Consider the following 21,684-nt stretch of genomic DNA (forward strand, 5'->3'; position numbering starts at 1 on the left):
GGACTTCAGCCTCTGGGGTTCTTCCGGAGCTCGCGGAGGCGTTGGGCGGTGCCGGGCAGGGAAAGCGACCAGAGCTGCTCCCGGGTTTCCTCTTCCACCACCTGGTCGTGCCCCCGCCCGTCGCCCGCGCGCCGCAGCGACCCTTTGGTACGGCGGACCAGCTCCGGTTCGACGGCGCCTGCTCTGGCGGCGAGAGCATGGGCCGCGGGAAGCAGGTCCGGGTCGGGAACGCACCGGTAGGCCAGACCAGCGGTGGTGGCCGCGGCGCCGTCCAGGCGTTCGCCGAAGAGCACCATGGCGGCGGCCGTCTGGGCTCCGACCACGCGGTGCAGCATCCAGGTGTGGCCGCCGCCGGGGTGCAGGCCGAGCTTGAGGAAGCGGGTGTCGAACCACGCGGATTCGGCGGCCACCCGCACATCGCATGCCAGCGCGAGGTTGAGGCCGGCGCCGACCGCCGGGCCGTTGACGGCGGCGATGGTCGGCAGGGGAGAGCGGGCGACACGGAGAAAGGACTCGTAGACGGTTTCGACTCCCGAGGTGTCGCCCTCGGATGCCGCCATGAGGTCCGTGAGGTCGGCTCCGGCGCAGAAGGCCGAGCCCGCCCCGGTGAGAACGACTGAGGTGATGGCCGGGTCCGCCTCCAACTCGTCGAATGCTGCGAGGAGTTCGCGGACGAGCGGGCCGGACAGGACGTTGCGGCGGTCCGGGTCGTCGAGCGTGAGAGTGGCGGTGCCCCGCTCGCACTGACTCCGCAGCAGGGCGCTCATGAGGTACCGCCCGGTGCGGCGGACGGTGCGGCGTCGGCGAAGCGGGCGACCAGGTCCTTCTTGGAGACCTTGCCGACGTGGGACAGGGGCAGGCTCGGCATGATCTCCAGCCGCTCGGGGAGTTTGAACCTGGCGATCTCGTGCCGGGACAGGAAGTCGGTCAGCTCTTCCAGGGTCGGTGGCGCCACCCCTTCGCGCGGGACCACGCAGGCGCACATGCGCTCGCCCAGTACGGGGTCGCTCACCGGAACGCAGGCCACGTTGACGATCGCCGGGTGGCCGATGAGAAGGTTCTCGATCTCCTCGGCGCTGATCTTCTCCCCACCGCGGTTGATGAGATCCTTGCGCCTGCCGGCGACGACATAGTTGCCTGAGGGGTGTCGGCGCATCAGGTCCCCCGACAGATAGAAGCCGTCCGGGGTGAACGCGCGGGCGTTGTGCTCGGGGGCGCGGAAGTAGCCGCGCAGCGTGTAAGGGCCGCGCGCGGCCAGCTCCCCGACTTCGCCGTCGGGCACCTCGTGGCCGTTCTCGTCCAGCAGCAGCACTTCGTCGTCCGGGCATACGGGGCGGCCGACGGTCTCCATGCGCACCTCTTCGGGGTCGTCGAGCCGTACGAAGGTCAGCAGACCTTCGGCCATGCCGAAGTTCTCCTGGATGCGGCACCCCGGCAGCATGCTTTGGGCGAGCGCGCGGGTTTCGGGCTGGAGGCGCTGCCCGCCGCTCTGGATCACGCGGACCGACGACAGGTCGTAGTCGTGGATCAGCGGGTCGTTGAGCCACTTGATCAGCAGCGCGGGCACCACGTGGATGTGGGTCACCCGGTGCTTCTCGATCAGCGGGAACACCTCGGCGCCGCGCGTGGTGGGGTGCAGTACGGTGCGGGCTCCGGCGAAGAGGAAGCCGTGCAGGCCGGGGCAGGCCAGCGGCAGATTGTGCGAGATCGGCAGGACGTTGAGCAGGCAGTCGTCCGACCGGATGTCGCACACCGACATGGCGTTCCTGGTGTTGAAGACGTAGTCGTTGTGCAGGCGCGGAATGAGCTTCGGGATGCCGGTGGTGCCGCCGGAGAGCTGGAAGAGCGCCGGGTCCATGGGATCGACCTCGACGGACGCCAGGTCCACGCAGGCGTCCTCGCCCACATCGCCGGCCAGGACGGTGCTGAGCGCCGTGGCGTCCTCGCCCGGGTCGCCGGCGACGATGTGCCGACGCAGCGAGGGCACCGTGGCGCGCACCCGGGCGACGATCTCGCGGTGATCGGCGTCCTTGGACCTGTCCGGAGTGATCGCGGCGACGGCGTCCGACAGCCGCGCGAACTGCTCCAGTTCCCGGTAGCGGTGTGCGGGGAGGGCCATGACGGGGATGACGCCGATCTTCTGCAGCGCGAGATGGGTCACGGCGAAGTCGGCGGCGTTGGGCAGTTGCAGCACCACCCGGTCCAGCGGACGCAGGCCCATTGCCCAGAAGCCCTGGGCCGCTCGTGCGGCGCGCTCCTCCAGTACGGCATACGTCATGTCGGCGCCGTCGTGGTGCAGGGCCACGCGATCGGCATACTGCGCGCAGAGCTGCGCGAACACGTCGCGCAGGGTGCGGTCCTCCCAGTAGCCCTTCGCGCGGTAGCGCTCGATGTACTCGGGCGGGTAGGGAACGATTCCGTCCAAGGTCACGGTGTCCTCCTGCACTCAGGTGGTCGCGGTGAAGCCGCCGTCGACGACGACGATCTCGCCGGTCACGAAGGGGTTGGAGTCGATCAGGGAAAGGATGCTCCGGGCGACGTCCTCCGGTGTGACGCACCGCCGCATCGGGGTGTGGCGGCCCCGTCGCTCCATCAGCCGTTCGTAGTTCTCTCCGAGCTGGTCCTCCATCCACTCGCCCACCATCCAGCCGGGTGCGACGGCGTTGACCCGGATGCCGTCCGGGCCGAGGCGCCCGGCAAGGGTCTTGGTCAGGTTCACCACCGCTGCTTTGGACGCGGCGTACGGGAACGGCTGCGGCCCGGGACGCAGGCCCACGATGCTGGCCAGGTTCACCACGGCCGTTCGGCCCGGACGCTTCGTGGCGGCTTGCTGGAGCAACGGCACGCAGGCGCGGGTCACCTGGAAGAGGCCGCGCACATTGACCGCGAAGACCCGGTCCCATTCGGCCATGTCGAGCCCGTCCAGGTCGGCGGGCGGCGTACGGGCCGTGGTGCCGGCGTTGTTGACCAGCACATCCAGGCGGCCGAACCGGTTGCGGATCTCCTCCACCATGCCGAGCACCGCCGTCTCGTCAGCCACGTCGGCGCGGCAGACCATCGTCCGGGCCCCGGCTTTCTCGGCAAGGGCTGCGGTCTCCTTGGCTGCCTGGTCGCTGGAGGCGTAGTTCACCGCCACGTCGTACCCGGCCGCGGCCAGCGCCAGAACGGCAGCCCGCCCGATTCCTCGTGCGGAGCCCGTCACCAGCGCCACTGGCGTGTCGTCAGTCATGATCATCCCTTTCGCATGGACAAGACCTACTCGGACAGGGCCTGCGTGGACAGGACCTGGGGGGACAGGACCTGGGCCTATAGGCCGAGGAGCCGTTCCGCGTTGCCGTGGAACACCTGATTCATGACGGTCTCCGTGTAGCCGAGCTCCTCCCACTCACGCAGCAGCCGCTCGAACGGCAGGCTCGGGTGGTCAGTACCGAACATGACCTTGTCCCGCAGCCGGGCACGGATGTCGGTACGCAGTTGCTGCGGGAAGTGCTTCGGCGCCCAACCCGACATCTCCCAGTGGACGTTGCCCTTGTGCAGGGCCACCGCGGTCATCTCCTCGATCCAGGGCCAGCCCGGATGCGCGGCGATGATCGTCAGGTCCGGGAAGTCAGCGGCCAGTTCGTCCACCGCCCGGGGGTGCGCATGGCGGATGCGGGCGCCCATGCCGCCGGGCATGCCTGCCCCCATCCCCGTCGTTCCCACGTCGATCATCACCGGCACGCCCAGGGCGGTGATCGTCTCGAACAGGGGGTAGAGCCGCCGGTCGTCCACCGAGTAGCGCCCCATGATCGGGTGGAAGTGGAAGCCGAGCACACCGTGTTCGCGCACCGCCGTCTCGGCGTCGGCGATGGCTTGCTCCCCGCGCAGCGGGTCGACGGCTCCCCAGGCACCGAGGAAGGTGCCCGGGTGCCGGTCCCGCAGGGCAGCGACATAGTCGTTACCGCAGGGCGGGGCGCCGGTGACGGTCTCGATGTCGAAGGCCACCAGCACGGCTTCGATGCCGTGCTTGTCCAGGTCGGCCACCACCTCCTCCTCGGTGCGTGGTTCCCAGGGCTTGTTCCAGTACTCCGCAAGCGCCGCCGGGAAAGGCTCCTGGGAGGCGATCCACTCGGCGGTCCCGGGATAGCAATGCAGGTCGATCCGCCTCATCCGCGCTCCTTTTCCTGTCTGTGTCGGGAGCGGGCCGCTCCCTTTCGTTTCTTCCGTGCAGGCCTCTGTACAGCGGGGCCCGGCTCGCCTCAGTGTGTACTACCTACTGCGGTAGTGACTAGCCCTTCAATTGGTTGATTGTTCGTGGGAGGCGTGATGACCGAAGTACGGCAACGATCCGAGGACAACGGCACGCGAGGGGGCGAACTCCTCGCCAGATGGGAGCGGTTGCCGTTCACCAGCGCCCACCGGAGGGCGTTTCAGATCCTGGGGACGGGGACGTTCTTCGACACCGTGGCGCTGGCGGTGACACTCACCGCGGTCACCTCGACGATGGACATCGGCCTCGGCGACGCCGGCCTGCTCATCAGCGCCGGCTACGTCGGTCAGATAGCGGGCGCCCTCGGCCTGGGTCGGGCGAGCGAGCGCTACGGCCGCCGCCCGGTGTTCCTCGCCGCCATGGCCCTGTTCGGGGTGGCCGCCCTCCTGGCGGCGGGCGCGTGGAGCGGCTTGAGCCTTGGCCTTTTCCGCCTCGTGCAGGGCATCGGCCTCGGGGCCGAAGTGCCGGTGGCCGCCGCGCTGTTCAACGAGCTCGTACGGGGCCGCGCCCGCGGCCGCGCGGTGATGCTGTACGAAACCAGCTTCACCCTGGGCAACATGGCCGCATCCCTCGTCGCGGCAGCCCTGTTCGGCCTGCTGCACGACGAAGCGACCTGGCGCACCATGCTCGGCCTCGGAGCGACCCCGCTGCTCGTCGCCCTCTGGGCACGGCGTCGGCTGGTGGAGTCTCCGCGATTCCTCACCTCCCGCGGCCGGATCGCGGAGGCGGAAAGGCTGGTGGCCGCCATGGAGGCGGAGAGCCTGCGCAAGGGACGCCGCCTGGAGCCCCCCGAGGCTCCGATCGCGCCGGACACCCGGTCCACGCGCCTGTCGGAGATCTTCTCCCCGCAGTACCTCAGGCGCACCGTGATGATCTGGACCGTATGGTTCACCACCTACTTCACCCTCTGGGGCTTCACCACCTGGCTGCCGAGCCTGCTGGTCAACCAGGGCGGCATGCACCCGGCGACCGCATCCCTGACCAGCGCAGGACTCCAGGCCGTCAACGTGGCACTGGTCGTGACCATCGCCCTCACCGTGGACCGCCTCGGGCGCCGGTTCTGGATCACACTCGGCTACCTGGTCTCCGCACTGGGCGCCGCGACAGGCGCCGTCGTCACCTGGTCCGGGCACCCTCAGTCCGCGGTCGGCCTGATCGCTCTTGCCGTACCCGTCCTGCTGGGCGTGAACGCGGTCGCGCCGATCGCCTTCATGTACACCGGCGAGCTGTATCCGACCCGGATGCGGGCGTGGGGAACCATGGCCGCCAGCAGCTTCCGCAACGTGGGGGCCGTCCTCGCCCCCGCAGTGATCGGCTGGGTTCTCGACGGCGACGGAGGGATGGGGGCCCTCTATCTCATGTTCCTCACCACTCTGGTGGTGGGCCTGGTGGTCTTCTGGGCATTCGGCCCTGAGACCGCACGCCGGAAACTGGAGACCCTGGCCTCCTAAGTGCTGTCGTCGCGAACCCACCAAGGACTACAGGGCAGCCCCTGGCCGCCGATACACTCACTCTTACGGTAGTGACCCTGCGAAGTCCGGCTGACGGGAGTGCGGAACCATGAGTACGGCTGACGAGACCGCAGCCAGGCTGGTGGAGCTCGGCTTCTCCCAGTACGACGCACGGGCCTACGTCGGGCTGCTCGGCAAGGAGCCCCTGACGGGATACGCACTGTCCAACGTGACCGGCATCCCGCAGCCCAAGGTCTACGAGACCCTCCGGCGGCTCACCTCACGGGGCGCTGTGGTCAAGGTCGGCGATTCCCCGGCCCGATTCGCCGCCGTAGCGGCCGACCAACTCCTCGGCCACCTCGAGACCGACTTCCGAAGGCGGGTCTCGGACGCCCGCTACGAACTCAACCGCTTCGTCGCCGAGGACCGGACAGAGCAGATCCGACCACTGCGGTCCACGAACGACCGCGCCGCCATCATCGGGCGGGCCCGCAGTCTGCTCGCCGACTCCGAGCGGCACGTTTACCTCTCGGGCCGCACGGAGGAACTGGAAGCACTCGGCGAAGAGGCGGCCGCCGCGGCCGAACGGGGCGTCACCTTCGACATGCTCTGCTTCGGCACCCCGCCCTTCGAACTGCCCGGCCGGACACTCCGCCACGCAAGTACCGAAGGCGTCGTCTACCGCCACCACCAGGCCCGGCACCTGGCCGTCGTGGCGGACGGCGCGACGGCGCTGTGGGCCCTGGCACCCGACGGCAAGGACTGGGACTGCGTGTGGGTCAACGACCCGCTGTTCGCTGCGCTGGTCAAGGGATATGTACGCCACGACATGTACGTCCAGCAGATCTACACCGACCTCAGTGAGCCGCTGAACGAGCAGTACGGCCCGGGGCTCGCCGGACTGACCGGCATCAGCGAAGACCGGTCATCCACCCCCGCCAAGTCCGCCACCCAGGCCAGGAAAGGCTCCCGGGGACGGACCGCGTAATACGGGTGAGGGAGGCGGTCGGACGATCGCGTAGCCGGCCGGCAGAGGCGTCCGGCACGGGCGAGGGTCCGCAGAGCCTTGCTGAACCGCACATCCCTTGCAGCTGGGTCCTCCCGGTCGATGTCCAGCCCTTCGCCCTTGAGCAGAACACTGCATCACCGACGAACGTACCGACCCTCTCTCCACAGCCCCGCAGCTCTTCACAGTCGCCCCGTGGGTACCAGCTGCGCGCTGCCGCGGAGTTCCTCAACGGCCGTGAGAACCAGGACCGCAGAGTTTGCTGGAGTTGATCCGTTGGCGAAGGGGGGATGCGGGCCGCTCCCCGGGTTCGCTATCCAGCTGCTGTCGACGGCAGGTTCACCAAGATGTCGATGCCTCGGGGCCGGCCTGTCCGAACCTGAGGTCCGCTATGAGTAGCGCCCTGCTCATGACACCCGCGGGGGAGACGAAAGCCAACCCCCGGATCACTCAGGCGTAGGCGCGATCGCGTTTCGATCCGATGGGGGCAAGGTGCTGTTCAAGGAGGCCGCGTAGCCGATCGACATCGGCTTCCCCACCCGCGCCGCGCTTGGGCAACAGCGTCATGGACGAGGCGTTCTTGTCACCACTCAGCAATACGAACAATCGCGGAGTCTCGGCGTAACGGGGCGCTGCCTGCCAGGTAAGGGACGTGGACGTCTGCTCAGTGGTGACGGTGACTCCGGATTCGTCCGCGATGATGCGCTGTTCGCCCTTGCTTGCGGCGAGGCGGTGGAAAGCTCGTGCTTGGAGCCGTGCCTGTCCGACCAGGAGCAGCACGAGAGCCAACGGCATGACCACAAGAGGCGGATCGACTGTCCCCTGAGTCGTCCACGACAGCCCCAGCCCGACGGCTAGGCAACCAGCCGTGCCTGCAAGCAGCCAGCGAGTCCGGCGAGCCGATTTCGAAGCCTTCGCCCGAACCCGCAATGCCTCCCGGAAGTCCTCGACCGTCGGTGTGCACGACAGCTCTATCCTTGCCACGCCTTCTCTTTCCCCCGATGAAGCCTTCTTCGGCCGATGAAGCCGCCGGCAATATTAGCCCCGAATTCTGCGCGGAGTGGTGTCCTGAGCCCTTGCACTCCCGGGGCCCGATGCCGTCCGTGTCTGCAGATGCGCAGACTTCGTGATCTGCATCGCTACACGCACACGAGAGCGGGTTCTGGCGCACCTTCTGTGGAACTGGCTTGCCGCGACGACGGCTTTCGCACCTGACCTGCTGGTTCCTGAATCAGCCGTCCCGGGCAGGCCACCTCAAGCGCTGCCACCACAGCAGTTGAGCCAGAAGCCCACTTCTTAGGCACCGCTGTCCGGCACTGTTCGTTTGGGGCAGCACGATCACCGGATGGGTCCAAGGGCGGTGTCCGTGCCTTCTGCCGGCCGGCTAGAAGAGGTGGGCGCGCATGTGCCTGGTGAGGTTTTCGAGGATCTCCCGAAGCCACGGGCTGCGGACGGCTGGTAGCCGGACCAGGGTGTCGTGGAACGTACCCGGGTCGGCCCGGAACCGGTGACGGGGGCGCGGCGCGGGTGGGTCGTCGCGGAGGACGCCGGCGGGCATGCCGCCTGACGCAGGGACGGGCAGGTACGGCTCGGGGAATGCCAACCACAGCCACACGCCGAACGGCAGGGGTACCGAGTATGCCGAGGCGGCCGGATTGGGCGGGTCGGCCGGGCTCCAAGTCTCACCCGTCTGCGGATGGGTCGGCACGAGGAGGATGCCGGCGTCCGTGTCGGAGGCGGGCAGCCCCGGTCCGGCCAGGACGGCCCGCCGCACCGGCGGACCCGCGGGTAGCAGGGCGTCGAGGGCGCGCTGGAACACTTCCTCGGTCAGGCCTTCCGGGACGGTGACCGGTCGGCCTTCCGAGGCCACCAACAGGTGGGCGAGCGCCCGGCCGACTGCCGCCTCCCACTGCGGACTCCACGACCACCAACGGTCCGACCCCAGCCACGATCCCCACGTGGCGATCGGCTCGAACGGGGGTGTGCCCTTCCCCTCTGCCGTCAGCTCCGCCCAGGAAAGCGGTGCGGCGTCGGCGCCGTCGACGAGGCGGCGACACACGGCGTTTGGTGCGAACCACACCGCCTGCCAGAGCGAGCAGTCGTCAATCCTGCTCGCCACGGGCAGGCCGCACGTCTCGCAGGCCATGTTGGGGCCGTCGGCCCAGTCGAGGCCGCAGCAATAGCCGCCGCCCTTCTCCGGGATCAGCAGGGTGCCGCGTGCATCGCCGGGTGCGATGACGATGGCGCCGGGTGAGCCGTCCGACAGGGCGTAGACCGGCGCATGGATGCCGCGGTCCGCCGCCTCGTCCGGATCGACCTCCTCCCACCGCCGCCACGGCGGCCCCAAGGGCTTCGGGTCCACGGCGAAAGTGCCCGACTCCATGAGCACCGGGAGCTGAGTCCCGTTTCCGTACTTCTGATGGGCATGGACCGGCAGGGCGACCTGGGACAGCGGGATGGTCAGGCCGGCGTCGCACCCCACACACGCAAAAACGAACAAAGAACCTCCGCTCGGCAAACAGAGGCATCGTCGCAGCTCGGCGGCGGCCGGCCAACGTGTTATTCGTCCACTGAGGGGCCGGAGCGCCGCCACGGCTTGGAGCTTCAGCGCGGAGACGCTTGAGAGCGAACAGCGACGCGACGGGCCGCTGGTGACCGGGAGCGTCGGTCAGTTGAGGTAGTGGGCCCGCCCCTCGTCATCGAGCTCGACCGGGCCCTCGGGGATGATGCAGAACTCATTGCCCTCGGGGTCAGCCATCACCAGGAACCCGCCATCGGCGTACTGCTCCAGCCTGCGCCCGCCGAGTGCCTCGACCCGCTGTTGCTCGGCGGCCGGGTCGGGTGAGCTGATGTCGACGTGCATGCGGTTCTTGCCCGACTTCGGCTCGTCGGTCTCCTGAAATCCCAGGCCCAGGCCGTTCTCGCGCTGCAGCCATACGTACGGTCCCGTGCGCCCCACGACCGGCCTGCCGAGCAGCTCCGACCAGAATGCGGCAAGCCGAACGGGGTTGGCGGCATCGACGATGAGGGCATTCACACGCATAGGGGAGTCCGTCATGCGCCGATCCTCTCAGGGCGCGCGGTTCAACGGTGCTACCGCGCAAAGCCGCTGTGCGTTACCCGAGGGCAGGGGCGCAGCACTGATGGGCGGTCAGTATCCGGGGCAGCCCTGGTACCTGGTATGTGTCCGTGCCTGCGATGCTATGGGGCTCTTTGGCCGGCCTTGGCGGGATGGCGATGGGCGCATTCGTCGCGTTCCTCGCTCTGACAGGGCGGCTCCGGGTGGCGCCAGATCTCGCAGACCGCAGCTACTCCCGGAATGCCCCGGCGTCCGCACGTTGACGAACCGAGTCAGTGAGCTGGGCACGTTCGCGTGTGCGTCATGGAGCACCCGGACGGATGCTCCGACAACGGGGGGTGGGCTCCCCGGTTCTGACGCGGCGCCGTCCTTACACACCGTAGGGGCGGGTGTCGTCGGTGACGGTCAGCCTGGGACCGGGCCGCCGGAGGGGCGACACCCCGTCAGACCCGTTGTATCGAGGGCTTTTTACTCGCTCCGATCTGCCCTGAGTGGCTCCTTCGGTTTGATCCGAGATCAGCGTGGTCGGCAGGTTTGTGGTGGATTTGTAACGGTGTTGGGCGGGATGCAACGGGTGGGTCTGCCGGCTCATCTGGATGGTCAGCGAGGCGCACCGGGCGCCTTCGTGAAGGGGGCTCTCGCCATGTGGGGGAGACCCACGGGAGGGAAGTCCATGACCAGGACAACGAAGACCGGGATGATGGCGCGGGGCGGCCGTGTGGCCGCGATCGGTGCGCTGGGTCTGGCGTCGGTGGCTCTGGCTGCCGGGCCTGCGTTCGCCAAGGGCAGTGTGGACATTACGGCGCCGCACACGGCACAGGTCGGTAAGACCATCACGATCAAAGCGCATGGCGGCGACGACAGTGTCGGCTACCTGCATCAGCTGTGCCTGGAGGAGAACGGCTTCGGCGAGGGATGGCACCAGGAGAATTGCAGCGCCGCCGTCAAGGGCGACGCGCGGCTCACTTCACACGGCACATCCGCGCGCCGCGGCGACCTGCAATTCCGCGCGGTGCTGTACGGCCTGACCAGCGCGCACGACCAACACCCCGTACGCCTGCACGCCTCTGACGTCGTGACGGTGCGCGTTCGCTGATGTCAGCAGCGCGGCCACAAAGCACTGCTCGCAGCTGCGCGGTTCCGTTCCTGTTAGCCATGAGATACAGAGCTGGGCGGGATCAGGGTGCCGAGTAGGCATGTCCGTCCTGGTGTCCTGGTGCTCTGGTGTCGCGCCGGTGCCCCCGACCTCGCGGTGGGGGCACCGGGCATATGGCGCGTCAACGGGCTGCGGCTGCCGGGTACTTCACTCCTGCCACAGACACCCCCCGCAGGCCGGCCACGCAGCCGACTGAGGCTGCCGGGCCGGTCGTAGGCGTTGTCGCCCCAGCGGAGTCGACCTGGCCGCCGGCGCCGCAGACCAGGGGCCGTGCTGCCGTCGGCCGCACCACCCCGCTGGCGTCAAAGGAGCATCCGCCGGACGAAGGCGAGGATCCCCTGCAGAATCGGTTGCACGGAAGCCAGGTTCGCGGGTGCGGCGTAGGCAGACGCGGCTGACATGGTCGTCAGGATGACGGCGCAGGTTCCCAGGGTCACGGTTACACGCTTGATCTGTCGCATGCCCGACCAAACGAACCGGACTCTGCACAGTTCGCCGCGCGAGTGGTGGATCACCGGAATGGCTCGACAACTCCACCGGAGGGAGCAGGGACCTTGGTGCCTCGCCTCGTGGCGGCTCGCGGAGGAACGGCTCCGCGTTCAGCTGGGTGTCAGCGGCGGGCGGGATTTTCAAGGGGATGGACGAGTTGATGCGCGGCCGCGTCTATGGCGCGGACACGACGATCCCGCCCCCCACCGTTACCAGCACCACCATCGACCCCGTGAGGCCGCGCGCAAAGCCGTCCTCGACGAATGGGGAGCGGCAGCTGCGAGACCACTCAGCCCTTGTTGTCGTCGATGCCGGCCTGGACGGTGTGGTGAAGGGGCGCCGTCCGACGTGACGTTCTTCGCGTGGGGCGGGAGAACTGTCAGGTGATCGATGGACGGTGCTGCAGGCGAACGCCGTAGGGGCAGGCCGCCGGGCTCAGAAGGAGCCGCCTGAGGACTCCTTACAGCAGTGGTGGGCTGGGCCTGCTCCGCAGTCGGAGTCGTGCCCGAGGCCACCGAGTAGCGGGACATGGGCAGTCGTGCCATCGCACGCGATAAATTCGGCGACGTCGACGGGTCACCTCGAGATACTGGTCGCCATGGATGAGGTCAAGGTAGTCGTCGCCCATTCCGAGCGCGCGACCCTGAGGGTCGGGGACGTATTTCTGAAGGTGGACGCCGATCAGGCGCGCATCGACGTGGAAGTCGATGCGATGGCCTTGGCGCCGGTCCCGACACCAGAGGTCCTGTGGCGCAAGCCGCCCGTGCTCGCCATCGCCGCAGTCCCGGGGAGGGCACTCGGCCGCCTCGGCGAGCCGTCGACCGCGTCCCCGGCGGCATGGTCCGCGGCGGGCGCCGCCATCCGGAAGCTGCACGATGCGCCGTTGCCGCCCAGGCCCGGCCGGGCCGGCCGGGACCTCGACGAGCTGACGGCGGACCTCGACGGCGAGTGCGAACTGCTCGTGGCGGACGGCGTCCTGCCCGCCGACCTGGTCACCCGTAACCGCCAGATCGCCGAGGCCGCGCTCCGACCGTCGCCTCCGGCGTTCACGCACGGCGACCTGCAGATCGCTCACGTGTTCGTCGACGGCGACGAGATCACGGGCATCATCGACTGGTCCGAGGCGGGCCAGGGCGATGCCCTGTACGACCTCGCCACCCTCACGCTCGGACACGAGGAGCACCTCGGCGACGTCATCGCCGGCTACGGCACTGACGTCGACCTCGACGTGATCCGCGCGTGGTGGTCGTTGCGAAGCCTGCTGGGGGTTCGCTGGCTGGTCGAGCACGGCTTCGACCCGTCCGCGCCGGGCTGCGAGGTCGACGTGCTGAGATCCCGGATGTGAGGAGCGCGGGCCCGACTGCTACGAGTTCGTCCTCGGAGCCTGTGTTTGAACCTGCTCGGCCCCGAGGGGTAGGGAGCACGTATCGGCGTGAAGGGCCGTGTTCTGTGATGTGTCGAGCGCATTCGTCGACGCCGAGGCAGGCGGATCGCTCCAAGAGCGGATGGAGGCGTGGCGGTATCGGTCCAGCCGGGTGAAGTGGCCCTGAAGGTTGTGCACGCGGTTGATGGGCGGTGGCCTGCGAGCGCGGTATAGCTGCGGGGCCAGGTGATCGAACCTCGATGAAGTAGGGGAATCTCATGCTGCTGGAGAACAAGACCGCCATCGTCTACGGCGGCGCTGGAGCCATTGGCTCCGCGGTCGCCCGCGTCTTTGCCGCCGAAGGCGCCACCGTCCACTTGGCCGGGCGTACCCGCGCACCTCTGGAGGAGCTGGCCGACACCATCGCCGCATCCGGGGGTCGCGTCGCGGTCGCCACGCTCGACGCGACCGACCGCGCCGCGGTCGAGCAGCACGCCGACGAGGTCGCCCGGCACTCCGTGGGGATCGACATCGCCTTCAACGCCACGTCCAACGACGACCTGCACGGCACACCGCTGGTCGACATGGCCGACGAAGACGTACTGCGCCCTGTCACCAAGGCAGTCACCACCCACTTGACTCTGGCCACCGCCGTCGCCCGCCATATGATCCCCCGCCGCACCGGGGTGATCCTGGCCATGGGGGGCGGCCGGGAAGCCATCCCTGGCCTCGGCGGCTCCCATATTGCCTGGTCCGCCCTCTCCGGCCTGTGCCGCCAGCTCGCCAGCGAACTCGGTCCGCACGGCATCCGGGCAGCGTGGCTGCTCTCTCCCGGCTCGCCGGATCCATCCAACCCGCCCGAGGATGACCCTGAGGCAGTCGCGACTCTGCTCCACCGCCGGCCCCGTCTCGAAGACGTCGCATACGCCGCGGCCTTCCTCGCCTCCGACCGCGCGCCGACCATGACCGCCACAGAGTTCAATGTCACCGGCGGCGCCGTCGTCGACTGAACGCACTCGCCGAGCCGTCCCCGCTCACATCGCCACGAAATCGCGCCCACAACTCGTCATCGAGCTCCCATGGCCGGCCGGCGACCTCATGAGCCTCCGCTTGTCAGGAGACGTAAGCCCAGGGATCCCGCGCGCCGTAATGAGTCTTGCGGCGTCCCGCGGTCGTACTGTCGAAGCCGGCACCGAGGAGGACTTCTGATGCGCAGTGTGACCTATTCGATGGGTGTCTCACTCGACGGCTACATCGTCGGGCCGGACGGCACCTTCGATTGGACGGCGCCCGATGAGGAGGTCTTTCGCTTCGTCACCGACGAGATTCGACAGGTCGGCACCCACCTGATGGGACGACGGCTGTACGAGACGATGCTGTACTGGGAGACGGCCGACCAGGATCCCTCGCTCGACGACTCCATGCTCGAGTGGGCCGCGATCTGGAAGCCGCTCCCCAAGGTGGTGTTCTCGACCACGCTGTCGGCGGTGCAGGGCACTGCCCGCCTGGCCTCTGGCGACCTGGCGGAGGAGATCGAGCGGTTGCGAGCCGAGCCGGGGGAGGGCGACATCGCGATCGGCGGCGCGACTCTCGCCGCCGAGGCGGCAGCGTTGGGTCTGCTCGACGAGTACCGGGCCCGGGTCTACCCGGTGCTGGTGGGCGGTGGCACTCCGTTCTTTCCCCAGCGCGAGCGCCGGGTGGATCTCGAACTCGTGGAGACCCGCACCTTCAGCTCGAAACTCGTCTACCTCCGCTACCGCGTGGCGCGCTGAAGCGTGTTGCAGAAGGCTGCGGGACGGCATTTCCTTCCAGAAGCCCAGGGGCGGGGTGCTGAGGGCCGTGGGGGGAGCGGGGTGAGTACGGCCCCGGTGGCGGGCGGCCGTGGTGTCCGCCGCTGGCGTGACTGGGTACTGCTGGTGGCCGTGTACTACCGCACGACCCTCACGATGCCGCCGGCTCGCGCAGCTGTTCGGCTGCTCGTCGACGATGGCGTGTCGGGTCATCCAGCGGCTGAGTCCTCTCCTTGCCCTCGCGCCGGCAAGGCGTTCCCCCGACGCGGCCGAACGGCTGGGGCCGCTACGGATTCACCCGCCCCAAGGGCGCCGCCATCGGCACTTGGTGAGCTGCTGGTGCTCGGGAAGTCGGCGGCGGCCGCCTTCGCGATGCTCATGGTCGTCAGGGGTGCGGGCCGTCTTCGTAGCTGCCGCTGCTCCTACCGTGCATGGCCTGCTCGACGAACTCGGCGTGCTCAACGCAGCTGTAACGCAGCGGCCGCCAGCGCGGGTTGAAGTCCGCGTGGTCGCGGAAGCGGGACGCGGTGACCGTCAGCTTGCGCCAGTCACGGCCGAGGTTCTGGCGGAGCGTCTGCGTACGGCCGGGCCGGCGGACCTGGCCGGCCTCCACGACCTGTTCCCACTCCGAGAGCTGATCTGCCAGGCTCACGCAGTCGTCGCTGGTGATGTCGCGCAGCCGCGTCGCGGTGAACTGTGCGTCGGTGCCCTCCTCGGTGGCGTCGGCGATCTCGCCGAGCCGGGCGGCGAGGAAGTCCCGTAGCGGCTCGACGTCCGCGTAGCGAAGGTCATCGGAGAACTCCAGCACCGCGGCAGGTGCCAACAGGCCGGATGCGGGGTCGGCGGGGCTCACGATGACTTCCCTCCCTCTCGGTGCGGCTGGACTGACCTGACGTCATGTCCCGTTCGCTCGCACCGGATACGGATTATCCGCCGCGATCACCTCACGAAGCCAACCGAACGCAGCGTGCGACGCCTGTTGGGGAGCGGATCGAACGGTTCAGCCGACTTCATGCGGTGCTCTCACGCGCGGCCGCCCACGGTGACTTCGCTCAGTTCTGGGGGCGCTGCCCTCGGCAGGGGCCAGCGGCCGTAGGCCGTTTCCTCCGGATCCGGGGCCACAACCAGCTGCGAATGCGGGCCGCCGACGGCACCTGGGACAAGGCCTTCACCTCTGGTCAGCCACCTGATCCCAAGGAAACGGCCTTGCCCTTCCCCAAGGGCCGGTATGTGATCGGCAGTCGGCGAGAGGTGAGGCGTCGGTTGCCCTGCCCTGCCATGGCCGCCGCCGACGGACATCGATCGCGTCGCCCGGACGTACGGCGAGGGGGGCGAGCGCAAGAGGACTTCTCTTCCGGGACGCCCCTTCGGGCAGTGCAGTTGAGTGATGGTTCATCATGCCCGGCCAGGTGGACCGGTTGTAGGCCCGCTCGGCCCACATCCGCACCCGATTATGGGCCCCCTTCCACAACCAGAAGTGCTCGGGCAGATCCCTCCACGGCATCCCGGTGCGGTACTTGAACGCGATCGCGTCGATCACCTGCCGGTGATCACGCCACCGGCCACCCCGCCGAGGGTCCGGTCCGGCAGCAACGGCTCGATCCGCGCCCACTGCGCGTCAGTCAACGGCACACATCAACCAGCGATCAGAAGATCCGAAGGAAACGACCTGGGCCGCATATCGCAAGGGAATCGGCGCATAGGGTCTTGCCATGTCGCTGAGCCACATAGTCCTCTCGTCCGGCCGTTCGATCGAGCTCACCGAGCTGCGTATGTCTTCGACCTACGGAGGGATGCTGGAGGGCTACCCATGCAAGCCCGTCAATGACAGGAAGGTCAGTGGCCTCTGGCGGCAGGCTGAAGGTGCGTTTCCCACCACGCCGGTCCATCTGGTTCCCCCGACCCGCGAGTACCCGGATCAGACCGCCGGCGCTTTCGGCCCGGTCGAGGTGCTGCCTTCCGTGGCCTGCATCGGGGCCTTCCACTCGACAGTGATCGCCCCTGAGCTCGATCCGGTGCTACACCGTTCCGCGCTCATCGTGGTCTGGTTCCAGGCCGTTGTGGATGCCCCCTCAGGCGAGGACGCCGACCTTGCGCTGCGCAGCATTCGCTGGGAGGAACTGGCCCAGGACCACGAGGTCTAGCGACGAGTTTCGATCACAGCACTCATTGATGGCCGCGATGAGGACGGTCGCCTCGTAGCGGACCGCGAGCTGTCATATCGAGTGGCGACGGCGCGGTGCCGGCCTCCTGAGGCGGCTGATCCCGCATTCGACCGGATCGGTCCACCAACCGACCAGCAACTCGTAGGAAGAGTCGCGGAATCACCATAAATCGAATATGTGATTGCGCAACGCGGGCGACCCCCGTAGCGTGCGGTGCGCGCGGACGGCAATGATCTTGCCGACCGCCCACGGGGAACGGGGATCACGGGGATGCTCTCGGGGCTGACGTCATGTCACACGCCCGCGCTTGACCGGCGCTGGTATGGCATGCGCGTGTCAGCTCCGTCCACCGTCGGCGAATTTCGCGCACACAGCATCACGACCAACGGAGGACACCACACCATGCGCATGCGCACCTTCATCACGTCGGCGGCTCTGGCCACCGCGCTGATCGGCGGCTCCGCCGTCCCGGCGATGGCCGCGCCCGCCGCCACGCCGCCCGCCGCGCCCGCCGCCGCCCCGGCCGCCGTGCCCGGCCCCGGCACCTTCATCACCAATGGCGACCGCGTGCACATCTCGAGCACCCCGCCGCGCACGGCATCGGCCCACGCCTGGTGGACCCACGTCAGCGGCCCCGGCACCAAGGCCAAGGTCACCATCTGGCTGCAGATGAAGTCCGGCACGAAGTGGCACTCGGTCGCCAAGAACGCGAAGAACCTCAAGTCCGGCAACGGCGGCAGCGCCCGTCGGGTCGTCGCGCGCAAGAAGTGCACGAACCACAGCAAGCACCAGTGGCGCACCAAGATCGACGTCGACCTCATCGGCGTGGCCGACTCGCCGGAGAAGGCCTACACGAAGCCGGTTACGGTCAAGTGCGGCGTCTGATTTCCTAGTTCTGCCATGTCATCCGCTTGATCCAGGAGTACGACCATGAGTGATACCGGTCCGGGCGCCACCCTCATCGTGGGACTTCACGGGGTCCTGGACCGGCATCCCTGGATCGAGCGGGTGAGCGCCGAGTTCGACCTCGAAGAGGACGTCTTCAGCCTCGCCGTGAAGCGGGCGTCCGCCTACGCCTGGAGCTCCACCGCCCTTACGGACAAGCCCGCCGACAACCTCTGGGACCACCACGAGGCGGACGGCGACTGGACGCAGGACGGCCAGGTCCGCCAGCTGGCCTGGCTGCACTCGTCGCTTCCCAAGCCCGTGAACACTCCGGGCAAGAAGCAGCGTGCCCGCCGCCTCCCGGTCCTGCCCGTCATCACGGTCCTCTCGGACGCGCTACGCCGTGTCGGCACCGTCCGCCTCACCGGCGCACACGCCCTCGTGCCGCTGCACCGCGCCGGAGACGCCCGCATCGAACTCGCCGAAGTGGCGGACTGGTTCGCCCTCGCCGACCCCTCCGGCGCGGCCTCGCTGACGGTCACCGTGTCCGCCCTGCCGTCGGCGAAGCTCGCCGGGCGGGCCGCCGAGATCCGCGAGGCAGCGCTTGAACGTACGTACCACCACATGACGGTGGAGCCCCTCAAGCCCGCCGGCGTGATGACTCCGGGGCTCGCCCGTCCCCTCGCCGGGGTGGTGCAGGCCGAGGGAATGCGCCGGGAGATCGCCTTCCGCTGCGAGGTGCGCGAGTGGTCCACGGATGTGGCCGCGTGGACGACGGAGGTCTTCGCCGACTCGATCCGGGCGGTGACGGGACTCTCGGGCCTGATCCTCATCACGGTCTCGTCGGAGGTCTGACCTCCGCGGGTAGCCGCCGACGGTTGGTCAGTTTCGGTCTGTCCCGCCGTCGGGAAAGAGGGCTGCCTGGCTGCCGGTGAGAGTGACACCGGCAGTGATATCGGTGTGGGAATCGGGTGGCATGTGAGTTGGCCGGTCGCTCAAGGAGGCTTGAAGGTAACGGGATGGTGAACGGCAGAACCGCGTGCCCGGGTGCTACGTCATAACCGGCGTGCGGGTGCTTGACCGTGGGTGCGCGACGTCGCGCACGCGGCGTGCGCGCACATCCCCATCGGCCCCAGGAGGACCTGTGCGTCACCGCTCCCGTTCCACCGCCGCGCGTCGCATCGCGGTGGCTGCTCTGCTGGCCAGTCCGCTTGCGGTCAGTGGCCCCGTAGCCACCGCGGCAGACGGCGAAGAGGCCGGCCCCACCGCCGTGACCGCCGACTTCAACAACGACGGCTATGCCGACATCGTTGCCACCGCGCCGCACGGCACCGTCGCAGGCAAGCCCGGCGCCGGTTACGTCACCGTCGTCCACGGCTCCGCGAAGGGCGCCGACACCACGAAGCGCCAGGTGATCAGCCAGGCCACCCCGGGCGTCCCCGGGGAACCCACCGAGGACGGCGGCTTCGGATACCGCACGGTCGCGCGCGACCTGGACGGCGACGGCTGCGACGACCTCGTCATAGACACCGGCTACGCCTCCGAGGTCACCGTGCTCTGGGGATCGACCGACGGCAAGGGGGGCGCGGCGACGCTGCCCGGCATCGGCCGCAACGCCACCGCCGGAGACTTCAACGGAGACGGCCACACCGACCTGGTCTCCGACGCCAAGGACGGCGACGAGCCGCAACTGCACGTCGCCTACGGCCCGTTCACCCGCGCCGGCCAGCCGGCCTCGACCGGGACCATCAACACCGGACGCACCTTCGGCTCCGTCGACCTCGTGGCCGGCGACGTGACCGGCGACGGTAAGGACGACCTGGTCAGCTTCCACGCCTTCGAGGAGATGTCCGAGGGCAGCCAGCTGTGGCGAGGCACCGCGGAGGGCCTGAACAGCAAGGCCACCGCCCTGCCCGCTGCCGCAGCCGGCACCGTCGGCGACGTCGACAACGACGGCTACGGCGACCTCGTCTTCCGCCCCGTGCCCAACGGTGTCGTCGAGGACCTGCCGTACGACAAGGGCACCGTCAAGGTCCTGTACGGCGCGGCCGGCGGCCCCGGCACGCGCAGCACGACGCTCACCCAGGACAGTGCCGGTGTTCCGGGCGTCGGCGAGGAGGGCGACCAGTTCGGCTACACGCTCAGCGCCGGTGACGTCAACGGCGACGGTTACGCGGACGTCGCCGTCGGCATCCCCTTCGAGGACCTCACCAGCTCCTCGGGCCGGGCGCTGAAGGACGCCGGGAGCACCGTCCTCCTCAAGGGCGGCAAGGGCGGCCTTACCGGCGCCGGCTCCCAGGCGTTCACGCAGGACACCCCGGGTGTGCCGGGCGTCGCCGAGCCCGGCGACCGGCACGGCGAGGCGCTCGCCCTCCTGGACACCAACGGCGACGGCAAGGCCGACCTCACCACCGGCGCCCCCGGCGAGGACGGCACCACCCTCAAGGACACCGGCGCCGCCTGGTCCCTCCTGGGCTCTCCCACCGGCCTGACCACCACCGGCGCGGTCTCGTACGGCCCCGGCGCCCTCGGTGGCCCGGAGTCGGGCGCGGCACTGGGCTCAGGCTTCCCCCGCTGACGACCGGCCCCGGGGGCGGGGGCGCTCGATGGCATCACGATGCTGGTGATGACGGGGCCCTCCCATGGGGGCCGGCCGGGGCGGTGGTAGCCGCGTGCCACCAAGCTGAGCGGCACCACATTGATCCGCCCTTGCCCACGTGAACGACTGTCAGCCGCAGCACGCTCTACGCGTCCGCGTGGAGCGTGCTGGTGAAGTTGATTTCGTGGCCGTGGCCGTGGCCGTGGCCGTGGCCGTGGCCGTAGCGGTACGCGAAGGTGCGGTTCATGAGCCTGGCTAAGGCCGGTGGCGGCAGCGAGGCTGATCGCATCGGCGGCGCTCAAATTTCGATGGCTCGTACCCCTGCCACCCTGCCGCCTCGCCGGCGCCCGCCCTCACGTACGAGCGACCCCGCCGTGGTGGAACAGTCAGCCGATCACCCCTCTCCTGCTGCGCCGGTTCGCCCGTCCGGCCACCTTGGTTCCGCGTGTCGTCCCCACTCAGCCGTTCCCGGATGGCGCGGACGGCATCGCTCTTTCAAGCTGGGCTGCACCGCGGCCCGTCTTGTGGAAGTAGGAGTGGCGCATGCCGAAGTATCTGGTCCGGGCGAGTTACACAACCGAGGGAACCAAAGGGCTGCTCGCGGAGGGCGGCTCGGGCCGCAAGGAGGCCGTGGAACAGGTCCTCAGGTCCTGTGGGGGCACGCTCGACTGGATGTACTTCGCGATGGGTGAGGACGACCTGTACTTGGTGCTCGACATGCCGGACGAGGTCGCCATGGTTGCCACGTCGATGGCGGTCCGGGCCACCGGCGCAGTGCAGTCCACAGCTGTCCCGCTGTTGAGCGTGGCCGACATCGACGCGGCGGCACGCAAGGTGGTGGACTTCCGGCCGCCCGGGGCTTGATCCGCGACCAGCCGATCAAGGACCTGCCCGCCCCGCAGCAAGAAGCCCCCTGGAATGTGGGCGTCACCTCAAGGGTCGTGCTGCGGCGCGTCTTCGCGGACGGCAGCGACATTGCCGCCTGCCGGACGGCCGAAGCCCGCTGATGCCACGCACTGTCCCGAGCAGCCGGCCTTGTCCGTTGAAGCGCTCAGCCCGTCGAGCGACGCACGCGGGAGAGAATCGACCACGACGTCGATGACACCAGCCGCGTACGAACGAGCGCTCGCAGCATCGCGGCGCCCGCCGCCACCGCTGCAAGGTGCAGGAGCGCCGCGAACGCGCACTGGAGCACGCGGCGCCGCCGATTCAAGCCCTTCAGTCGCCAGACGCGACGCTCAGGCGCACTCTTGGAATTGATCACCTAGGGGGCCGCGGTGCCTACCCGCGGGCGGACTTCTGGGGGCCTTCGGCGAAGATCATGATGGTGCGGGTTCCCGGTGAACACTGTTTGCTCCGGGGCTCTTCGTCGACGCCGTGCAGGGAGTAAAGGTGGTGGCGTCCGCGAACGCGAGGAGCGCGCGTACGAGGTCCGTGTCGCGCTACTGGGCG

General features: G+C 69.0%; 21 protein-coding genes and 2 pseudogenes. 14 read left to right on the plus strand and 9 right to left on the minus strand.

The features are described 5' to 3' along the window. Positions 1 to 5: 5 nt before the first annotated feature. The 4 genes from ACIRQ7_RS29500 to ACIRQ7_RS29515 form a co-directional block, all read right to left on the minus strand. Entirely contained in the window at positions 6 to 767 is a 762-nt protein-coding gene (locus ACIRQ7_RS29500; protein WP_404265672.1) for an enoyl-CoA hydratase, read from the minus strand. After that, positions 764 to 2,431 carry a (2,3-dihydroxybenzoyl)adenylate synthase gene (locus tag ACIRQ7_RS29505; RefSeq protein ID WP_404265673.1) on the minus strand — a complete coding sequence of 556 codons (1,668 nt, stop codon included), beginning with the start codon at positions 2,429 to 2,431 and terminating at the stop codon, positions 764 to 766. Before ACIRQ7_RS29505 ends, ACIRQ7_RS29500 begins: the two co-directional genes overlap by 4 nt. Before the next feature lie 15 nt (positions 2,432 to 2,446). After that, positions 2,447 to 3,229 (minus strand): SDR family NAD(P)-dependent oxidoreductase, encoded by a 783-nt coding sequence (locus tag ACIRQ7_RS29510; RefSeq protein WP_404265674.1) that lies wholly within the window; start codon positions 3,227 to 3,229, stop codon positions 2,447 to 2,449. 77 nt (positions 3,230 to 3,306) lie between these two features. Beyond that, the gene (locus ACIRQ7_RS29515) at positions 3,307 to 4,149 is read right to left on the minus strand and encodes an amidohydrolase family protein (RefSeq protein ID WP_404265675.1); all 843 of its coding nucleotides are present in this window, start codon (positions 4,147 to 4,149) and stop codon (positions 3,307 to 3,309) included. Positions 4,150 to 4,305: 156 nt separating this feature from the next. On the opposite strand from ACIRQ7_RS29515, the gene ACIRQ7_RS29520 reads away from it, so the two are divergent. After that, complete coding sequence (locus ACIRQ7_RS29520; protein ID WP_404265676.1) at positions 4,306 to 5,700, plus strand: MFS transporter; 1,395 nt, start codon at positions 4,306 to 4,308, stop codon at positions 5,698 to 5,700. Positions 5,701 to 5,809: 109 nt separating this feature from the next. Then, on the plus strand, positions 5,810 to 6,688 hold the full coding sequence (locus ACIRQ7_RS29525; protein WP_404265677.1) for a TrmB family transcriptional regulator: 879 nt from the start codon (positions 5,810 to 5,812) through the stop codon (positions 6,686 to 6,688). A gap of 468 nt (positions 6,689 to 7,156) precedes the next feature. Here ACIRQ7_RS29525 and ACIRQ7_RS29530 read toward each other — a convergent pair whose 3' ends face one another. The 3 genes from ACIRQ7_RS29530 to ACIRQ7_RS29540 all read right to left on the minus strand — a co-directional run bounded on the left by ACIRQ7_RS29530 (position 7,157) and on the right by ACIRQ7_RS29540 (position 9,764). Continuing rightward, a complete protein-coding gene (locus ACIRQ7_RS29530; RefSeq protein ID WP_404265678.1) occupies positions 7,157 to 7,690 on the minus strand; it encodes a YcxB family protein in 534 nt (177 codons plus the stop codon). 400 nt (positions 7,691 to 8,090) lie between these two features. Further along, positions 8,091 to 9,206 (minus strand): hypothetical protein, encoded by a 1,116-nt coding sequence (locus tag ACIRQ7_RS29535; protein ID WP_404265679.1) that lies wholly within the window; start codon positions 9,204 to 9,206, stop codon positions 8,091 to 8,093. 168 nt (positions 9,207 to 9,374) lie between these two features. Then, positions 9,375 to 9,764, minus strand: a complete 390-nt coding sequence (locus ACIRQ7_RS29540; protein ID WP_404265680.1) for a VOC family protein — start codon at positions 9,762 to 9,764, stop codon at positions 9,375 to 9,377. Positions 9,765 to 10,458: 694 nt separating this feature from the next. Here ACIRQ7_RS29540 and ACIRQ7_RS29545 point away from each other — a divergent pair. The 6 genes and pseudogenes from ACIRQ7_RS29545 to ACIRQ7_RS29570 all read left to right on the plus strand — a co-directional run. Beyond that, positions 10,459 to 10,881 carry a hypothetical protein gene (locus tag ACIRQ7_RS29545; RefSeq protein WP_404265681.1) on the plus strand — a complete coding sequence of 141 codons (423 nt, stop codon included), beginning with the start codon at positions 10,459 to 10,461 and terminating at the stop codon, positions 10,879 to 10,881. A gap of 697 nt (positions 10,882 to 11,578) precedes the next feature. Next, positions 11,579 to 11,782, plus strand: a complete 204-nt coding sequence (locus ACIRQ7_RS29550) for a hypothetical protein (protein WP_404265682.1) — start codon at positions 11,579 to 11,581, stop codon at positions 11,780 to 11,782. A 246-nt stretch (positions 11,783 to 12,028) separates the two neighbouring features. Then, positions 12,029 to 12,775: a phosphotransferase family protein gene (locus ACIRQ7_RS29555; protein WP_404265683.1), complete on the plus strand. Its 747-nt coding sequence runs from the start codon at positions 12,029 to 12,031 to the stop codon at positions 12,773 to 12,775. Positions 12,776 to 13,071: 296 nt separating this feature from the next. Beyond that, on the plus strand, positions 13,072 to 13,803 hold the full coding sequence (locus ACIRQ7_RS29560) for an SDR family NAD(P)-dependent oxidoreductase (RefSeq protein ID WP_404265684.1): 732 nt from the start codon (positions 13,072 to 13,074) through the stop codon (positions 13,801 to 13,803). 198 nt (positions 13,804 to 14,001) lie between these two features. Continuing rightward, the gene (locus ACIRQ7_RS29565; RefSeq protein ID WP_404265685.1) at positions 14,002 to 14,565 is read left to right on the plus strand and encodes a dihydrofolate reductase family protein; all 564 of its coding nucleotides are present in this window, start codon (positions 14,002 to 14,004) and stop codon (positions 14,563 to 14,565) included. Positions 14,566 to 14,639: 74 nt separating this feature from the next. Beyond that, positions 14,640 to 14,863, plus strand: a pseudogene (locus ACIRQ7_RS29570) (transposase family protein); the annotation flags it as partial. Positions 14,864 to 14,968: 105 nt separating this feature from the next. Here ACIRQ7_RS29570 and ACIRQ7_RS29575 read toward each other — a convergent pair. Together ACIRQ7_RS29575 and ACIRQ7_RS29580 are read right to left on the minus strand one after the other, a co-directional pair. After that, positions 14,969 to 15,436, minus strand: a complete 468-nt coding sequence (locus tag ACIRQ7_RS29575; RefSeq protein WP_404265686.1) for a hypothetical protein — start codon at positions 15,434 to 15,436, stop codon at positions 14,969 to 14,971. 579 nt (positions 15,437 to 16,015) lie between these two features. Beyond that, positions 16,016 to 16,215 (minus strand): annotated as a pseudogene (locus ACIRQ7_RS29580) (transposase); the annotation flags it as partial. An 80-nt stretch (positions 16,216 to 16,295) separates the two neighbouring features. Here ACIRQ7_RS29580 and ACIRQ7_RS29585 point away from each other — a divergent pair. The 6 genes from ACIRQ7_RS29585 (at position 16,296) to ACIRQ7_RS29610 (ending at position 21,239) form a co-directional block, all read left to right on the plus strand. Further along, a complete protein-coding gene (locus tag ACIRQ7_RS29585) occupies positions 16,296 to 16,727 on the plus strand; it encodes a hypothetical protein (RefSeq protein WP_404265687.1) in 432 nt (143 codons plus the stop codon). Positions 16,728 to 17,150: 423 nt separating this feature from the next. Continuing rightward, positions 17,151 to 17,633, plus strand: coding sequence for a hypothetical protein (locus ACIRQ7_RS29590; RefSeq protein WP_403674067.1), 483 nt, complete (start codon positions 17,151 to 17,153; stop codon positions 17,631 to 17,633). Between the two features lie 45 nt (positions 17,634 to 17,678). Further along, positions 17,679 to 18,488, plus strand: a complete 810-nt coding sequence (locus ACIRQ7_RS29595) for a hypothetical protein (RefSeq protein WP_404265688.1) — start codon at positions 17,679 to 17,681, stop codon at positions 18,486 to 18,488. 289 nt (positions 18,489 to 18,777) lie between these two features. Then, on the plus strand, positions 18,778 to 20,211 hold the full coding sequence (locus ACIRQ7_RS29600; RefSeq protein WP_404265689.1) for an FG-GAP-like repeat-containing protein: 1,434 nt from the start codon (positions 18,778 to 18,780) through the stop codon (positions 20,209 to 20,211). A 564-nt stretch (positions 20,212 to 20,775) separates the two neighbouring features. Next, positions 20,776 to 21,096 carry a GYD domain-containing protein gene (locus tag ACIRQ7_RS29605; protein WP_404265690.1) on the plus strand — a complete coding sequence of 107 codons (321 nt, stop codon included), beginning with the start codon at positions 20,776 to 20,778 and terminating at the stop codon, positions 21,094 to 21,096. Next, entirely contained in the window at positions 21,093 to 21,239 is a 147-nt protein-coding gene (locus tag ACIRQ7_RS29610) for a hypothetical protein (protein WP_404265691.1), read from the plus strand. The genes ACIRQ7_RS29605 and ACIRQ7_RS29610 overlap by 4 nt, the downstream gene beginning before the upstream one ends. The last annotated feature ends 445 nt before the right edge of the window (positions 21,240 to 21,684 follow it).

This window comes from Streptomyces sp. NPDC101393 (genome assembly GCF_044767385.1).
Classification (GTDB): domain Bacteria; phylum Actinomycetota; class Actinomycetes; order Streptomycetales; family Streptomycetaceae; genus Streptomyces.

Bases quoted from the DNA above. Each gene is read 5' to 3' on its own strand.
- ACIRQ7_RS29500 (WP_404265672.1), bottom strand. From the start codon at position 767: ATGAGCGCCCTGCTGCGGAGTCAGTGCGAGCGGGGCACCGCCACTCTC.
- ACIRQ7_RS29510 (WP_404265674.1), bottom strand. From the start codon at position 3,229: ATGACTGACGACACGCCAGTGGCGCTGGTGACGGGCTCCGCACGAGGA.
- ACIRQ7_RS29515 (WP_404265675.1), bottom strand. From the start codon at position 4,149: ATGAGGCGGATCGACCTGCATTGCTATCCCGGGACCGCCGAGTGGATC.
- ACIRQ7_RS29520 (WP_404265676.1), top strand. From the start codon at position 4,306: ATGACCGAAGTACGGCAACGATCCGAGGACAACGGCACGCGAGGGGGC.
- ACIRQ7_RS29525 (WP_404265677.1), top strand. From the start codon at position 5,810: ATGAGTACGGCTGACGAGACCGCAGCCAGGCTGGTGGAGCTCGGCTTC.
- ACIRQ7_RS29540 (WP_404265680.1), bottom strand. From the start codon at position 9,764: ATGACGGACTCCCCTATGCGTGTGAATGCCCTCATCGTCGATGCCGCC.
- ACIRQ7_RS29545 (WP_404265681.1), top strand. From the start codon at position 10,459: ATGACCAGGACAACGAAGACCGGGATGATGGCGCGGGGCGGCCGTGTG.
- ACIRQ7_RS29550 (WP_404265682.1), top strand. From the start codon at position 11,579: ATGGACGAGTTGATGCGCGGCCGCGTCTATGGCGCGGACACGACGATC.
- ACIRQ7_RS29555 (WP_404265683.1), top strand. From the start codon at position 12,029: ATGGATGAGGTCAAGGTAGTCGTCGCCCATTCCGAGCGCGCGACCCTG.
- ACIRQ7_RS29560 (WP_404265684.1), top strand. From the start codon at position 13,072: ATGCTGCTGGAGAACAAGACCGCCATCGTCTACGGCGGCGCTGGAGCC.
- ACIRQ7_RS29565 (WP_404265685.1), top strand. From the start codon at position 14,002: ATGCGCAGTGTGACCTATTCGATGGGTGTCTCACTCGACGGCTACATC.
- ACIRQ7_RS29585 (WP_404265687.1), top strand. From the start codon at position 16,296: ATGTCGCTGAGCCACATAGTCCTCTCGTCCGGCCGTTCGATCGAGCTC.
- ACIRQ7_RS29590 (WP_403674067.1), top strand. From the start codon at position 17,151: ATGCGCATGCGCACCTTCATCACGTCGGCGGCTCTGGCCACCGCGCTG.
- ACIRQ7_RS29595 (WP_404265688.1), top strand. From the start codon at position 17,679: ATGAGTGATACCGGTCCGGGCGCCACCCTCATCGTGGGACTTCACGGG.
- ACIRQ7_RS29605 (WP_404265690.1), top strand. From the start codon at position 20,776: ATGCCGAAGTATCTGGTCCGGGCGAGTTACACAACCGAGGGAACCAAA.